Genomic DNA, 14750 nt, shown 5'->3' with positions numbered 1-14750 from the left:
TCGGGAGGCATTATTTTAAGATGAACTATTCATTTTCCAACCGGATTGCTGCATTACAGCCATCCATCATTCGCGAGATTCTGAAGGCTTCTTCGGGTCAAAATGTAATTCCGTTCTCTGCGGGAAATCCCGCTCCGGAGACTTTCCCTATTGAGGCCATTCGCACATTCACCCAATCAATTCTGAAACAGGACCCGGTAACAGCACTGCAATACGGAATTACCGAAGGTTATGCCCCACTGCGGGATACATTGACTACACATCTGAAGACAGGCTTTGACACAGGCAAAGCATCGGATGAACTGTTCATCGTGTCTGGAGCACAACAAGGAATTGAACTCGCATGTAAAGTATTCTGTAATGAAGGGGATACGATTATCTGTGAGAGCCCAAGCTTTATCGGTTCACTGAACTCTTTCCGGGCTTCAGGAGCAAACCTGGTCGGCGTTCCGATGGAGACGGACGGTATGGATATCGGGAAGCTGGAACATGCCCTGCAAACCGAGCAGAATGTAAAGCTGATCTATGTCATTCCGAGCTTCCAAAACCCTACAGGTTTTACCACCAGCTTGGAGAAACGCAAGGCGATCTATGATCTTGCCAAGAAGTATGGAGTCATGATTCTGGAAGATAATCCATACGGAGAACTTCGGTTTAGCGGAGAAGATGTAGCGACGATTAAGTCGATGGATGATGAAGGTCTGGTTATTTACGTAGGCTCTTTCTCCAAGATTCTGTCCGCTGGCTTGCGTGTTGGTTATGTTCTGGCTCCTTCCGAGGTTGTTCAGAAGATGGTTGTTGCCAAACAGGGAGAGGATGTACATACAGCCATGCTGCCGCAGATTCTGGCACACAAGTTCATGACTGAGTATAACTATGCAGAGCATATCAGCAGTATCCGTGCGATTTATCGCAGGAAGTCTGCCTTGATGATTGACAAGCTGCAGGAGCATATGGGTGAGTCCATTACCTTTACTCAACCGGATGGAGGGCTGTTCCTCTGGTGTGATCTGCCGGCTCATATCCCGATGCTGGATTATGCCAAAACAGCTGCTGCGGAAGGTGTAGCGGTTGTTCCGGGCACTGCTTTTCTCGTCGACGAGAACGAACCCTGCAATGCGATCAGACTTAATTTCTCAACACCTTCCGATGAGCAAATTGTGAAGGGCATCGAAATTCTGGGACAGGTTCTGCACAAATTCTAATTGGAGGCATATTTCATGAATCAACGTTTTCGGATCACTCGATCCATGCAAGAAAATAACGAGGAGCAATCCATCTCCTTGGAAGAATGCAAACAGTATTTTGCATCCAAACCCGACTTTACGTACTCACCTGTTCTTACCGTCCAGGGACCGGAGAGCGTCATGTCCATCGATGGGGATTTCTTCATGTGGGCGTATGAAAACCTGCAGATTCCATTTCGTCTGTATATGGGAGATCTGTATGTTGCCATTGTCAATGAAGCTGTTGTTCCGCAAATGATCGAGGTTGCTACGGATTTGCGAGCCGATGTGGTTGAAGGGTAAGCAGAGGCTTGGAATGAAATGCATCCGTCCAATTGTAACCATATAAGTGTCGGGAAAGTCGCCAATCTGGCGACTTTTTTGCTCTGAATCTATTCGTCAGTTTGCTTATTGAAATATTCAATCGATGGGGAATTGACGCTAAGGACCTGTTCGTGATAATTTATATAAATCACAAAATCCAATAAATCCAATGAGGGAAAGGGGTTTTACGCAATGTCGTCAATCGTGCTTGCAGCTGCCGAAGATATACGAAGCGAGGATTCGGAACTTTTAATCAAGGAGCTGAGCGAAGAACTGGGATTGTTATATGGCGGCGATGGTACGGCGGGATTTCAGCCATCCGATGTGGAGACACCACGAGCAGCCTTTATTGTCGCGCGTTTGGATGGATATCCGGTAGGCTGCGGAGCCATCAGACCCCTTGATGATACATCCGTGGAGGTCAAGCGCATGTATACACGTTCGGATTTCCGTCGCAAGGGTGTGGCCCAGGCCATTCTCGCCGAAGCAGAGCGTCTTGCGCTAGAATTCGGCTACACCAATCTGAAGCTGCAAACTGGCCCCAAACAGCCTGAGGCGGCTGCCCTTTATGAAAGAGTTGGGTACTATCGGATACCGATTTTTCACGGGGACTGGGATCGAGTGCTTGCTTATCAAAAAGATCTGGTACTCAGTGAATCTCACAGAAATGAACATTCTTCCTCATTGAACGCATAGATATCATTTATAAAAAACGAACCGAAATCTCTTGTCAGCATCCAGAGATTTCGGTTCGTTTTTTTGGTGTGTGAAAAGCTAATGGATTCAAGAATAACGGAATTCCTTTACTCTTTTATAACAGAGGCATTGACAGCGCCTTCCATCTGATTATTGTAGGTACGGAATAAACCAAGGCGCCAGAAGGCAGCTCCTTTGAGATCATACCGCTTGGCAAGACCCAGTTTATCATCTATGGAAGATGAGGTTTCACTATTTAAGCTGATACCGAGCAAAAGCTTTTGTTTGGAAACACCAGCATCTAACGCAAGCTGGATGGCCTGATCCACAAGACTGTTCGGCTCGGGAACCTGCGCTTTGGTGCCGACCGGATTATATTGATAAGCCATAATGATGATGTCGTCTGCCAATGAAGCGAGCGTTTTGTAATCATAACCTTTATATGCACTATTTAATGGAGGTACGGCCAAAGATAGAGCGATGTCTTTAGGCAAGGAATCTTTCAATTGCTTGACGTAATTGTTCAGCAGCTTCTGCTGCTCTACAGCATCCAACTTAAAACCTAGTCCTTCAAAATCAAGAACAACCCCTCCGAAGCCATTCTCAGCTATGGCAGCAGTTATGCCCTCAATGGACTTCTTGCGCATACTGCTGTCACTCAGCACCTTGGTCAGTTCTCCGTTTCCATCCAAAGAATAAACCATAAGATACGGTTTAATACTCTGATTCGCTGCATCAGAAACGATGGATTGAGGTGTAACGTCACCGGCAGCAGCAGGAATTTGATACTCATCACCCTGAAGTGTAAATTGACCTTCGCGATCGATGCGACTCCAGCCAAAAGCGACCGAGTTCATGGATGACACCAAATCGATTTCCTTATAGGATTGCAGCGCATAGAAGGCTCTCAAATGCATTTCACGTTGAGGTGAAACAAGAGAAACGGTACGAGTTGACTGGTTCCAGCCTACATTAACACCGAACTGACTACTGAACGAACTGAGTGGAATAAGCACACGACCTTCCCGCTGAACAGGTGGCGCTGCGAGCTTTACTTTTTCTCCATTAACGGTTGCTGTAGTGCTTCCCACTTGAAGCAGCACTTCCGTCGCCTGACCTTTTACATTTCCAATCGCTTTCACGGTTTGCGTTTTACTGTTCCATGTAATGCTAATTCCCAGGGCTTCGCCAACTGTCCGGAAAGGGACATAGGTGACACCTTTATCAATCAGAGGGGCAGCATCGAATTTCAGAGGAACATCATCCAGCAAGACCGAAATGGCTGGTGCGGCGTAGGCATCATTAAGGTTTGGAGTGGTTCCGAGCAAGGATATGGCAAGAATAGTGGCAGCAGCAGTTTTTCCTATTCGTGTATGAAACATGTTTTTTGTATTCCTCCAACTCATCAAATATAGTAGAATTGCATCTTATCTGAATCATGATCTAGTATAAAATAGTATAGCAAAATTTTCATAGAGTTCCAATTACAAGATATGATGGACTTTTGCAGAGTAATAATTAAACCAAGCGATATTAATTTTAGTCAGAAGCAGGAGGAGAATGCGATTGGATTTGCGTGAAAAATTGGAGCGTTATGCAGCACTTGTGGTCAACGTTGGTGTTCATGTTCAGAAGGGACAAACGCTTGTCATAACCGCGCCAATATCGGCTGCACCGTTTGTTCGACTAGTTGTAAAACATGCTTATGAGGCCGGCGCTCATGATGTCTATATCGAGTGGAACGACGATGAGATTACGCGTTTAAAGTATGAACTTGCACCAGATTCGGTGTTCCACGAATACCCGGCGTTCCGGGCAGCCGGTTGGGAGAATTTTGCCGAAAAAAATGCAGCTTTCCTGACGATCACGGCACCCAATCCCGATCTTCTGCATGGAATAAATCCACAGCGGATCATGAATTTGAATGCAGCCAAAGGTAAGGCATTAGCCAAATTTCGCAGCTACGGCATGTCCAACAAGGTCAGTTGGTCTATAGCTACGGTTCCATCAATGGCTTGGGCTTCCAAGGTGTTTCCTGATGTTGTCGAGGAGCATTTGATTGATACGATGTGGGAAGCTATCTTTAACGTTACGCGGATTAATTCGGCTGATCCCGTTGAGGCATGGAAGACACATCTTGAGCTGCTTAGAAACAAGACGGATCAGCTTAATCGTAAAAAGTATCGAGCACTGCGATACCGTGGACCTGGTACGGATCTGCGGATAGAATTGTCGCCTAAACATATCTGGGTTAGTGATGCAGATAACATTAATGAAAAGGGTATTTCATTTTTGGCAAACATTCCGTCAGAAGAAGTATGGACTACCCCGTTAAAGCAGGGGGTGAACGGCACGGTTCGCAGTACTAAGCCGCTAAGTTATGAAGGATATCTAATCGATGATTTCTCCTTGACGTTTGAAAATGGGAAAATTATTAATATTCAAGCAGCGCAAGGGCATGAGGTGCTAAAAAGATTAATAAGCATCGACGAAGGGGCGGCCTATCTGGGCGAGATTGCGCTGGTGCCCCATCATTCTCCTATTTCGGAATCAGGGCTTGTTTTTTATAACTCTCTTTTTGACGAAAATGCATCCAACCATCTCGCGATCGGTAATGCTTATCCCTTCTGTCTTGAGGGAGGGAACGAGATGACTGAAGCGGAAAAAGCGGCAAACGGTGTGAACTCAAGCCTCATTCATGTCGATTTTATGATTGGATCGGCTACTATGAATATTGATGGAGAACTTGCAAATGGGAACTTGGAACCTGTGTTTCGTAACGGTAACTGGGCCTAGAATTAATAATCATAGATCAATAATTGGTAATAAAACGGAGGAGGATTCAAATGTCACCCAGAAACATTTTGAAGGACCAACAAATGAGAAAGGAACGCATTGAGCATATCTTAAATTCAGCCTTACAAACCATGGCTAAACGTGGGATAGATTCAACCAATATTAAAGATATCGCCAAGGAAGCAAAACTTAGCGTAGGCAATATTTATACCTACTTTACATCGAAGGACGAAATTTTCAGTGAGGTTCTGCGTCGAGGACAAACGATGTATGGGAGGACAATTGCACAGATAGCAGACATGGATATAGATCCTCGTGAAAAACTATTCGAGATTAGCAAAGGGTGGTTATCAAACGAGAGTAATTGGGCCTTCACCATCATGCTCCAAAGTATACGAACGAATCAGGCGGTCAGCACCGAAATAAAACAAGCTGCAACTCAGAGATTTACCGACAATCTGGAACCTTTGGCAGAGATTTTTCGCCAAGGACAGGAGAGAGGCGGCATCATACATGGAGATACTCGACAACTTGCATTTTATTTTGTAAGTCTGATTCAAGGTCTGACCTTGCAGCTCGCTCCAGGTTATGAAATACAAGTAGATATTGACCCGGAAAAAATTGTTCGTCTTTTTATGATACCAGAGAAGGAGGGTTTAACAAGCGATCTGTTCAAGAAAAACAATGATTTAAGTTACATAAATAAAAAAATGTTTGACAGGTAAGAATTGGTATTGATAATATATCGTATAACAAAACGAACCGAAATTCACTTTGTTGATTTGCAAACACTGAGATTTACACTGCACCGCTCTATATGCTGTGGGAATGGGTAAATCTCTTTTTTTGGCCTCAAAACCAAGTAAACATGTAAGTATTATTGATTAAATGCGAAAGGGTGTCTTTAATGTCTGGGGATATGCTTATGATCAGTGACCTGAACAAAACGTTTGTCGCCCCTGTAGGCGAAATCATTGCGTTAAACAACATTCAGCTCAACGTTCGAAAAGGTGAATTAGTAACCATCATTGGTCCAAGCGGATGCGGGAAAAGCTCGTTGCTTAAAATTGTGGCTGGCTTAGATACGCAGTATACGGGGACCGTCTTGCTTAACGGTAAACCAATTGTCGGCCCCAGCATAGAGAAAGGATTCATTTTTCAGGAGCCCCGGCTATTCCCATGGTTAACGGTGGAGAAAAACATTGCAGCCAATCTCTCTCTTAGAGATGTGAATGTCCGCCGAAAGGTAGAGGAACTAATTGATCTGGTCCGCTTAAAAGGATTTGAAAAATCATATCCTCGCGAATTATCAGGTGGTATGGCTCAGCGCGTCGCCATTGCGAGAGCTTTGCTGCGTAATCCGGACGTATTGTTGCTGGATGAGCCGTTCGGAGCGCTCGACGCTTTTACTCGGTCTCATTTGCAGGAAGTGCTGCTTGATATTTGGCAACGTAATGGAACAACAATGCTGTTTGTAACCCACGATCTCGATGAAGCCGTCTTCCTAGGGGAACGCGTCGTCATTATGAATCCGCGTCCAGGTCATATTCGGAGTATTCTTTCGATTGATTTACCTTTTCCCCGAAAAAGATCAGGTAGTGCATTTCAGGAGATGCGAAGACTGGTATTAAATGAGTTCGAAAAAGTGGATGAGCCTTTATATGACGTAGGCGGCGGTATATAGCGTTATCCATAGACGAAGAAGGAAGTACAGCATATTAAAGGGAGAGTGGATTATATGAAAAAATCATATCTGGTTCTTGTTATGGTACTCACGTTGTCTTTATTGACAATGGCTTGTGCATCCAAGAGTTCAAATGAAAATGTAAGTGGTTCAGGTACGAGCCAAAATGTAACTGTCAAAATTGGGATTCAGGGAAGCGGTGGCTTGTTCGGTAAAGCACGCGAAGAAAAATGGTTTGAACAAGAATTTGAAAAAACAGGTGCCAAAGTGGAATGGATTGAGTTTCAGAGTGGACCGCCTATGACAGAGGCGATTGCTTCCAATAAGCTGGATATCGCCAGCCTGGGGAACATGCCTATTATCGCAGCACAAGCTGCGAATATTCCTTTTAAAATCGTATCGCAAGTTCTGGACGGAAAAAATAACGTTGCGATTATTGTACCTGCCGGTAGTACCGCCCAGTCACTTAGTGACCTGAAAGGCAAGAAGATTGCCGTGACAAAAGGAAGCAATGCATATAACTTTTTATACCGTGGTTTGGAGAAGTCCGGTCTGACGGATAAAGATTTTGAAATCATTCAGTTACAGCCTGATGAGACACAGTCTGCGTTTGAAACCGGCAGTGTCGATGCCTGGGCGACATGGGACCCTTACATTACACTCAATACCTTAACTGGAAAAGGAAAAGTGCTATCCGACGGAGAGCAGCTTGGCGTATTGTCCCCTTCGTTTACGATCGCGGGAACTGGTTTTGCAGAGGAGCATCCAGAGCTTGTGACTCTGTACTTGAAGGTAGTTAATAAAGCATTGAAGTGGGAAAGCGAGCATGAAACCGAAGCGATCGACAGATATGCAGCTGAACGTAGTGTTCCTGCCAGTGTTATCAGTGGGACATTCGAACGTTCCCGCATGATTAACACACCAGTTAATGAAAATATTGTAGAAGAAATGCAGCAAACAGCGGATTTCCAATATAAAGTGAAGAACATTCGGAATCAGGTTGTTGTTAAAGCAATAACGGACAATCAATATATCGACGCAGCTCTCAAGGATCCACTGAAATAAATATAATGACCCCTATAGAAGAGAGGCGTTCACTACATGCAAATGCGTGCGGAAAAGGCGGTTATCCCGCCTTTAATTCAAAAGAAAAACTCGGTTAAGCGGCGAAAACTTTACTTAAGAGCTAGCAATATGGTACTAGGGCTTATCGTTCCGGTGTGTCTGTTAATCGCGTGGGAGGTAGCCGGGACTATGGGATATTTGAACCCCGTTCTGCTTCCAACGCCAAGCAGTATATGGAAAGAGCTCGTCAGCATGACGGAGACAGGTGAACTTGTAAGGCATTTGGGCATATCGACGTGGAGAGCTCTACTTGGTTTTCTGATCGGAGGCGGTCTTGGTCTAACAATGGGCTTGTGGGTCGGGTTTTCTTACAAGACAGAGCGACTGCTGGACCCTTCCTTTCAAATGCTGCGGACGCTGCCTCACTTGGCCATTGCTCCCTTGTTTATTTTGTGGTTCGGTTTCGGTGAAACTTCAAAATTGCTGCTGATCGCTAAAGGTGCTTTCTTTCCGCTGTATGTTAATACTTTTCTGGGTATCCGATCCGTTGACAGTAAGCTTTTTGATGTAGGACAGGTACTACAATTCAGCAAATGGCAGATGATCACGAAGTTAATTCTTCCAGCATCTCTGCCGAATATCTTTCTGGGTATACGTTTATCCGTTAGTGTCGCCTGGTTGGGTCTGGTCGTTGCCGAATTGATGGGTTCGAGTGCAGGCTTGGGATACCTGATCAATGATGCTAGATCGTTCTCACTCACCACCGTAGTGTTTGTGGGAATTATTGTTTTTGCTTTCGTGGGCAAACTGTCAGATTCCATCATTAAGCTTCTGGAAGTGAGAGCACTACGGTGGCAAGACGGTTTTAAAGGAGAAGAAGCAAAATGAGCAAGCTGGAGATTGGTAAACAAACCGAACGAGCAGGAGACTGGCTGAGCAGAATTCCGGGTCGTCTTCACGGGTGGATTATTCCGTTGGCTATTCTCCTCATCTGGGAATTGGCCTCTGCCCTTCAGCTGGTTTCAGCGACCATGCTACCCGCTCCTTCCAAGATTGCAGAGCAGTTCATCCGTCTAATCTTGAACGGCGAGTTGTTGGAACATCTCGGGATCAGCTCCTATCGAGCGGGCCTGGGATTTCTGCTTGGAACAGCTGCCGGGCTCATGCTCGGCCTATCCACAGGGCTTGGGAAATTGGCGGAGCGCACACTTGACCCTTCATTACAGATGCTGCGGATGATCCCGCTTCTTTCCCTCATTCCATTATTCATTTTATGGTTTGGTGTAGGAGAGTTTTCAAAAATTCTAATGATCTCGCTAGGTGCGTTTTTTCCTGTATATGTGAATACATTTCTCGGTATACGAAACGTTGATATGAAGCTGATTGAAGTCTCCCGGATTTACGAGTATTCAAGATGGGAGTTACTCGGCAAACTCATTATTCCTGCGGCACTTCCCAATATTCTGCTTGGAGTTAGACTGTCTCTGGGCGCGGCGTGGCTAGTCCTTGTTGTGGCTGAAATGATGGGAACCAGCGCAGGTGTCGGCTACATGATACAGGATGCTCGTGCTTACTCGCAAACGGATATTGTATTTGTTGGTATTGTAGTCTTTGCGGTTGTAGGAAAGCTCTCGGATTCGACTGTCCGGCTCCTTGAAGACAGATGGCTTCGCTGGCGAGATACGTTCAAGGGGTAATCCGATAATTGAAACAAGAAGGGGAGATTTATATGGGGACGAGACAAGAGCAACTTCATCTAGGGGCATTCATTTATTATACAGGTCATCATCACTATGGCTGGCGGCGCTCGGATTCAGGAGCTGAACAGATTTTTGATTATAAGTTTTACAGGTCCATCGCACAGACGGCTGAACGAGGCAAGTTTGATATGATGTTTCTGGCTGATCTTCTCTACGTGATGGGCGCTGATCAATCGGCTGCAGGGATGCTGGACCCGCTAACGCTCCTGTCGGCCTTGGCTACGGATACAGAAAAGCTGGGTTTGACCGCCACCGTGTCGACTACCTATAACGAGCCATATAACGTAGCTCGAAAATTTGCCACATTGGACCATATCAGTGAAGGACGCGCAGGATGGAACATCGTGACATCCCAATTAGATGTTGAAGCAAATAACTATGGAAGAACAGAACATCCCGAGCATGGGCTTCGATATAAAATGGCCAGGGAATTTGTCGAAGTAGCCACCCTGCTCTGGGATAGCTGGGAAGATCAATCCTTAATTGTGGATCGACAGGCTGGACTATTTGCGGACCCGTCTAAACTAAAGGAAGTTTCATATAAAGGGCAGTGGTATTCTACCCAAGGTACAATCAATGTTCCTCGTTCCCCGCAAGGATATCCTGTACTCATCCAAGCCGGATCATCCGAACCGGGACAGGATTTTGCAGCCAACTATGGTGAAGTGATTTTCACGGCCCAACAGTCTCTGAATGCTGCGAAAGAGTTCTATAATAACGTCAAATCCAAACTCGCTCTATATGGACGCGAACAAGGCAGCATGAAAATAATGCCTGGTTTATCACCGATTTTGGGTAAGACGGAGCAGGAAGCTCAGCGGAAATATCAAGAACTACAGGAGTTAATCCCTCCGGCGGCTGCAGTTGGTATGTTATCCGGTATGCTTAAGTTTGACCTTTCGGAGTATCCTGTTGAAGGCCAGTTGCCTGATATTCCAGATCCCGTAGAAGCTTCCAATGGCATGAAAAGCCGGGTACAGCTGATTATGGACATGGCTCGAAAAGATAAGTTATCCATTCTTGAGCTGGGTCGGAGGCTGATAGGGGCAAGAGGGCATATGCAGTTTGTTGGGACCTATGAACAACTGGCTGATTTGATGCAACAATGGTTTGAAGAATATGGTTGCGACGGATTTAACATCATGCCACCCGTTTTGCCGGGAGATTTGAATGAATTTGTGGATTATGTGGTTCCGATTCTTCAAGCCCGGGGGCTCTTCCGTACGGATTATACGGGCAGCACGCTTCGTGATCATCTTGGGCTGGATCGCCCGGGTATAAGTCATTTTCAAAAAGAGAAGACGTTAGATAAGACCTCCATAACAATATGAGCATTCCCGTTTTAGTCTGATTTTCAATTACTGGTCTTCCTAAAGAAGAAAGAGAAAAGAAGTCGCCTATTGGCGGCTTTTTTCGTTTGGGACGATATAAGTTCTTGTTCCCAGATAAAAAATTCAAAAAATTCATCTTCTTTAAAACTATTTTCGACTCTCAGCTGTCTAACATGCGAAACAACATACAAAGTAAGCTTTATTAAAAATGCGGCAATAATCAAAATATACAGTCGCAATGGGGGTGGACAAACTGAGCAAGGAAAGTACAGCACTAACTGAACAGCAGTTCAGTGATCGTCTGGAGGCATGTAAAGAAAAGCTTTATCGCTTCGCGTTCTCTTATGTGAAAAATGAACAGGAAGCATTGGAAATCATATCTGAGGCCTCTTATAAAGGTTTTCTATCTTATGAAAAAGTGAAAACTCCTGATTATTTTGAAACCTGGATGACCCGAATCGTCATCAACTGCTCTCTGGATCACATCAGACGAAAGAAGAAATACACGTATATGGAAGACAGTACAATACCGTTTGCAGCCGAAGAGAGTTCCATGGGGCTTGAAGAGCAATGGGATTTATACGAAGCACTTGATCACCTGCTTCCCGAAGATAGGGCATTTATCGTTTTGAAATTTTTCCAGGATCAGCGATTCAAGGATATGGCGGAGGTATTGTCCCTGCCGGAAAGCACGGTGAAGACCAGGTTCTATAAGATCTTAAACAAACTCAAAAAACATCTGACCAAGGAAGAGGTTGATTTTACATGACAGGAAAAGAACGATATGAACAGATCAATATTCCATCCGGCCTTTCCGGAGTTATTCAGCAAGCCCGTCAGCGCGCACGAAACCAAAAGCGAAGAAAAATGATGATCTGGCGTAGCTCCTCCCTGGTTGCTGCCTGTGCTGCGGTGATGATAACAGCTAACGTTCCAGGTGTAGCCAAGGCATTATCCGATGTACCTGTTATAGGTTCTGTCGTCAAAATTTTGCAAGTTGGTGGCGGCGGGGAGCGCACAGATGGGGTTTCGGTTACAACGACCAAAGAATCGGATACACTAAACATTCATTTTCAGATCGATGGTGAACAGATCACCTCTGCTCCATCGTATACTGTGGATCACAAAGAAGGGCCGAATCGTCTGATCTTCACCTTCAATGGGGTACGTCATCTGGATTATGACAAGTTGGAGAAGGATATTAAAGCACTTAAGAATGTAAAAGATGTCTATCAAAATATCATTTTGGATGATTCTGCGATTGGCTTTGTGGTTGAACTGAAGGATGATGTGGATTATTCCGTGTCAGAGTATCAGCAGCCTGGATATATTCAGTTGAAGCTTTTTTCCGACGGGAAGAAAACGCAATCGCATGAGCTTTTCTTTGTCCGTAGCGAAGACATGGAGCAGGGTGAATCACTGGCCATGTTGGCTGAACAATATTCAGCCGATGGCAGCAGCGTTGTGCAGACCCAAAATGGAAAATTCTCCGTCGTTATGGGTGCCTTCGAGAACCGTGCAGATGCAGAGAAACACCTGAAAGAATTTACTGACCGGGAAGACTACAGTGAACCACTGCGTGTCGACAGTTGGATGAGTAATGAAAATCCGCAATAATGAAAGTGGCCTGCTTTAACGCAGGCTTCTTCTTGTAGACTTTATTATTGAAGTTCATTTCCGTTATCTTTTACGAGTCGCCCTTTTGGCGACTTTTTTTGTTGTAACTATGAGAAGTGTAAATCTGTAATCTTACATCGTTGTCAGTTTTGTGTAAGTTTGATCGATAGGAGCTGAAGCGGCCTTAATATACACTTAAATCAATTCAACGCACTACATTTACACCTTTAGGAGGCCAAACAATGAAAAGTGCATATGCGGATCTACTGAAAATAGGAAGTAAAAACAAGTCATCTATTCAGTTGAGGAGATCCCTCGGATGTACCGAGATACTTGGGCTGAAATAGATTTAACGCAAATTCGCGAGAATATCATAGAGATCCGCAAATTTCTACCCCGTTCGACCAAATTAATGGCCGTTGTTAAAGCAAATGCATACGGGCATGGAGATATCGAGACAGCCAAAGAAGCAGTAGAGGCAGGCGCGGATTATTTAGCGTGTGCCTTCATTGAAGAAGCCATCCGCATTAGAAATGCCGGCTTACAACAACCGATCCTTATTTTGACTCCGATTCGTCCCGAACTTGTACCTCTGGCTCTTGAACATGATTTGATGCTTACCGTTACACAGGCGTCATGGTTTCATGAGATGAGAAAATACAAGCCTATTCATACCCCACATAAGTTATCTGTGCATGTGAAAATGGATACTGGACTTGGGCGAATAGGTATACGCACGCAAGAAGAGTGGCTTGAAATGGTTCCTTGGCTCAGAGCACCAGATGTAGTAGTCGACGGGTTCTATACCCACTTCGCAACTGCAGGTGAGGCAGACAACCGTTATCTACAGCTTCAGATTCAACGCTTCCTGGAAATGAAAGAATGGAGCAGTATATCACGGATTCCGATCAATCATTATCACTGTGCGGGAAGTGTAGCAGCACTTCGATTCCCGGAATTGTGCATGGATATGGCTCGAATAGGAGCTGCAATCTATGGCTTTTATCCTGAAAAACTAGTACCTAACATCCAACTAAAGCCGGCATTCAGTATGCACAGTAGATTATTGCAAACGAAAAAATTAAAAGAAGGCGAATATGTGGGGTACAACAATGCTTATCAAACAGACTCAGAGCAATGGATCGGAACAGTACCTATCGGCTATGCCGATGGATGGTCGCAGAGAATGCAAAATTCGGAGGTTTTGGTGGAAGGGGTTCGCGCAAAAATTATAGGGAAAATCTCCATGGATCAATTGATGGTCAAGCTTCCGATGTATTTTCCGGAAGGATCAAAGGTGACCTTCGTTGGCTATTCAGGCGACCAAGAAATTCAGATTCAGGAACTGGCCAATCATATCGGTGGTGTCTCTCAAGAAATAACGAGTTCCATCACGGACAGAGTGTTACGAATTTATAAAGAAGGTGGGGAAGTTCATCATGAAATCACGGGAAGTCGTACAAAAACATATTGAAATCAGCGTAAGTAACGAAGAACGGTTTCAAGGACACTTAGTGTTAATCAATGATCAAAACCCAATCAGAAGACAAGTACAAGTCCATCAACTAGAGTCATTGGATTCATTGCCTTCAATAAAGAAGTTAAATAAGGAGATGCTTCTGGAGAAGCAGTGTTTCAATCAATTTCATGCTCTGCTTAAAGCTTGTGGGGGGACGGATGATATTGTCGCTGTCAGCGCATATCGAACAAAAGAAGATCAAGTCCAGATCTATCAAGATTGTTTGATTGAACAGGGTTCGGAATATACTTCCAAATACGTAGCCTTGCCTGACCATAGTGAACACCAAACGGGGTTGGCTATCGATGTGGGTAAATTGAAATCGAATATCGATTTTATTGCTCCTTCCTTTCCGGATACGGGCATTTACAAGTCCTTCAGACAACATGCCATACAATTCGGTTTTATCCTTCGATATAAACAAGAAAAAGAATCAATCACGCGTATTGCTTATGAACCATGGCATTTTAGATATGTAGGATATCCCCATTCCAAAATCATGGAAGAGAACAATCTATGTTTAGAGGAGTATATCGATTTTGTACAGCAGTATCGGTACCCTGGAAAGCAGCTTACGATTAAAGAAAAGGACATGACAATCCAGATATATTACGTTCCCGCGGATAAAGGGACATCTAGCCATATCCCGATCTTGAGTTGTGATTCTTATCGGATATCAGGAACGAATCGTGAAGGATTCATTGTTACGACATTCTCTAAAAATTAAGTTAT

Annotated in this window: 15 protein-coding genes; 14 read left to right on the top strand and 1 reads right to left on the bottom strand. The window is 44.5% G+C overall.

Annotated elements, in window-relative coordinates:
• The first annotated feature begins 20 nt into the window (after nt 1-20).
• From CS562_RS05600 to CS562_RS05590, 3 genes are all read left to right on the top strand, one after another.
• Nucleotides 21-1205, top strand: coding sequence for an aminotransferase-like domain-containing protein (locus tag CS562_RS05600; protein WP_099854232.1), 1185 nt, complete (start codon nt 21-23; stop codon nt 1203-1205).
• A gap of 15 nt (nt 1206-1220) precedes the next feature.
• Nucleotides 1221-1529, top strand: a complete 309-nt coding sequence (locus CS562_RS05595) for a hypothetical protein (RefSeq protein WP_076288473.1) — start codon at nt 1221-1223, stop codon at nt 1527-1529.
• Between the two features lie 213 nt (nt 1530-1742).
• A complete protein-coding gene (locus CS562_RS05590; RefSeq protein WP_099854230.1) occupies nt 1743-2246 on the top strand; it encodes a GNAT family N-acetyltransferase in 504 nt (167 codons plus the stop codon).
• Between the two features lie 107 nt (nt 2247-2353).
• Here CS562_RS05590 and CS562_RS05585 read toward each other — a convergent pair whose 3' ends face one another.
• Nucleotides 2354-3628 carry a stalk domain-containing protein gene (locus CS562_RS05585; protein WP_099854228.1) on the bottom strand — a complete coding sequence of 425 codons (1275 nt, stop codon included), beginning with the start codon at nt 3626-3628 and terminating at the stop codon, nt 2354-2356.
• Between the two features lie 184 nt (nt 3629-3812).
• Between CS562_RS05585 and CS562_RS05580 the strand changes: the two genes are divergently transcribed.
• The 11 genes from CS562_RS05580 (at nt 3813) to CS562_RS05530 (ending at nt 14745) form a co-directional block, all read left to right on the top strand.
• Nucleotides 3813-5042: an aminopeptidase gene (locus CS562_RS05580; protein ID WP_373561682.1), complete on the top strand. Its 1230-nt coding sequence runs from the start codon at nt 3813-3815 to the stop codon at nt 5040-5042.
• A 50-nt stretch (nt 5043-5092) separates the two neighbouring features.
• The gene (locus CS562_RS05575) at nt 5093-5767 is read left to right on the top strand and encodes a TetR/AcrR family transcriptional regulator (protein WP_076288477.1); all 675 of its coding nucleotides are present in this window, start codon (nt 5093-5095) and stop codon (nt 5765-5767) included.
• A 182-nt stretch (nt 5768-5949) separates the two neighbouring features.
• Nucleotides 5950-6726 (top strand): ABC transporter ATP-binding protein, encoded by a 777-nt coding sequence (locus CS562_RS05570; protein ID WP_099854224.1) that lies wholly within the window; start codon nt 5950-5952, stop codon nt 6724-6726.
• A gap of 54 nt (nt 6727-6780) precedes the next feature.
• A complete protein-coding gene (locus CS562_RS05565) occupies nt 6781-7791 on the top strand; it encodes an aliphatic sulfonate ABC transporter substrate-binding protein (protein ID WP_099854222.1) in 1011 nt (336 codons plus the stop codon).
• Between the two features lie 42 nt (nt 7792-7833).
• Entirely contained in the window at nt 7834-8679 is an 846-nt protein-coding gene (locus CS562_RS05560; protein ID WP_099854599.1) for an ABC transporter permease, read from the top strand.
• A complete protein-coding gene (locus CS562_RS05555; RefSeq protein ID WP_099854221.1) occupies nt 8676-9488 on the top strand; it encodes an ABC transporter permease in 813 nt (270 codons plus the stop codon). The genes CS562_RS05560 and CS562_RS05555 overlap by 4 nt, the downstream gene beginning before the upstream one ends.
• 32 nt (nt 9489-9520) lie before the next feature.
• Nucleotides 9521-10882 carry an LLM class flavin-dependent oxidoreductase gene (locus CS562_RS05550; protein ID WP_076288481.1) on the top strand — a complete coding sequence of 454 codons (1362 nt, stop codon included), beginning with the start codon at nt 9521-9523 and terminating at the stop codon, nt 10880-10882.
• 238 nt (nt 10883-11120) lie between these two features.
• Entirely contained in the window at nt 11121-11651 is a 531-nt protein-coding gene (locus CS562_RS05545) for a sigma-70 family RNA polymerase sigma factor (RefSeq protein WP_180287037.1), read from the top strand.
• Nucleotides 11648-12499, top strand: coding sequence for a hypothetical protein (locus CS562_RS05540; protein WP_099854220.1), 852 nt, complete (start codon nt 11648-11650; stop codon nt 12497-12499). The genes CS562_RS05545 and CS562_RS05540 overlap by 4 nt, the downstream gene beginning before the upstream one ends.
• A 319-nt stretch (nt 12500-12818) precedes the next feature.
• Nucleotides 12819-13973: an alanine racemase gene (alr, locus tag CS562_RS05535; protein ID WP_099854219.1), complete on the top strand. Its 1155-nt coding sequence runs from the start codon at nt 12819-12821 to the stop codon at nt 13971-13973.
• Nucleotides 13939-14745: a D-alanyl-D-alanine carboxypeptidase family protein gene (locus CS562_RS05530; protein WP_099854218.1), complete on the top strand. Its 807-nt coding sequence runs from the start codon at nt 13939-13941 to the stop codon at nt 14743-14745. The genes alr and CS562_RS05530 overlap by 35 nt, the downstream gene beginning before the upstream one ends.
• Nucleotides 14746-14750 lie beyond the last annotated feature (5 nt).

The sequence above is a fragment of the Paenibacillus sp. LK1 genome (assembly GCF_002750415.1).
GTDB classification, from domain to species: Bacteria; Bacillota; Bacilli; order Paenibacillales; family Paenibacillaceae; genus Paenibacillus; species Paenibacillus taichungensis.
This window is presented reverse-complemented; position numbering and strand designations above follow the sequence as displayed.

What these genes read in the sequence shown, in the direction of transcription:
- CS562_RS05560 (WP_099854599.1), top strand. Translation starts at nt 7,834, where the DNA reads ATGCGTGCGGAAAAGGCGGTTATCCCGCCTTTAATTCAAAAGAAAAAC.
- CS562_RS05555 (WP_099854221.1), top strand. Translation starts at nt 8,676, where the DNA reads ATGAGCAAGCTGGAGATTGGTAAACAAACCGAACGAGCAGGAGACTGG.
- CS562_RS05565 (WP_099854222.1), top strand. Translation starts at nt 6,781, where the DNA reads ATGAAAAAATCATATCTGGTTCTTGTTATGGTACTCACGTTGTCTTTA.
- CS562_RS05595 (WP_076288473.1), top strand. Translation starts at nt 1,221, where the DNA reads ATGAATCAACGTTTTCGGATCACTCGATCCATGCAAGAAAATAACGAG.
- CS562_RS05600 (WP_099854232.1), top strand. Translation starts at nt 21, where the DNA reads ATGAACTATTCATTTTCCAACCGGATTGCTGCATTACAGCCATCCATC.
- CS562_RS05545 (WP_180287037.1), top strand. Translation starts at nt 11,121, where the DNA reads ATGGGGGTGGACAAACTGAGCAAGGAAAGTACAGCACTAACTGAACAG.
- CS562_RS05590 (WP_099854230.1), top strand. Translation starts at nt 1,743, where the DNA reads ATGTCGTCAATCGTGCTTGCAGCTGCCGAAGATATACGAAGCGAGGAT.
- CS562_RS05585 (WP_099854228.1), bottom strand. Translation starts at nt 3,628, where the DNA reads ATGTTTCATACACGAATAGGAAAAACTGCTGCTGCCACTATTCTTGCC.
- CS562_RS05570 (WP_099854224.1), top strand. Translation starts at nt 5,950, where the DNA reads ATGTCTGGGGATATGCTTATGATCAGTGACCTGAACAAAACGTTTGTC.
- CS562_RS05530 (WP_099854218.1), top strand. Translation starts at nt 13,939, where the DNA reads ATGAAATCACGGGAAGTCGTACAAAAACATATTGAAATCAGCGTAAGT.
- CS562_RS05575 (WP_076288477.1), top strand. Translation starts at nt 5,093, where the DNA reads ATGTCACCCAGAAACATTTTGAAGGACCAACAAATGAGAAAGGAACGC.
- CS562_RS05550 (WP_076288481.1), top strand. Translation starts at nt 9,521, where the DNA reads ATGGGGACGAGACAAGAGCAACTTCATCTAGGGGCATTCATTTATTAT.
- alr (WP_099854219.1), top strand. Translation starts at nt 12,819, where the DNA reads ATGTACCGAGATACTTGGGCTGAAATAGATTTAACGCAAATTCGCGAG.
- CS562_RS05540 (WP_099854220.1), top strand. Translation starts at nt 11,648, where the DNA reads ATGACAGGAAAAGAACGATATGAACAGATCAATATTCCATCCGGCCTT.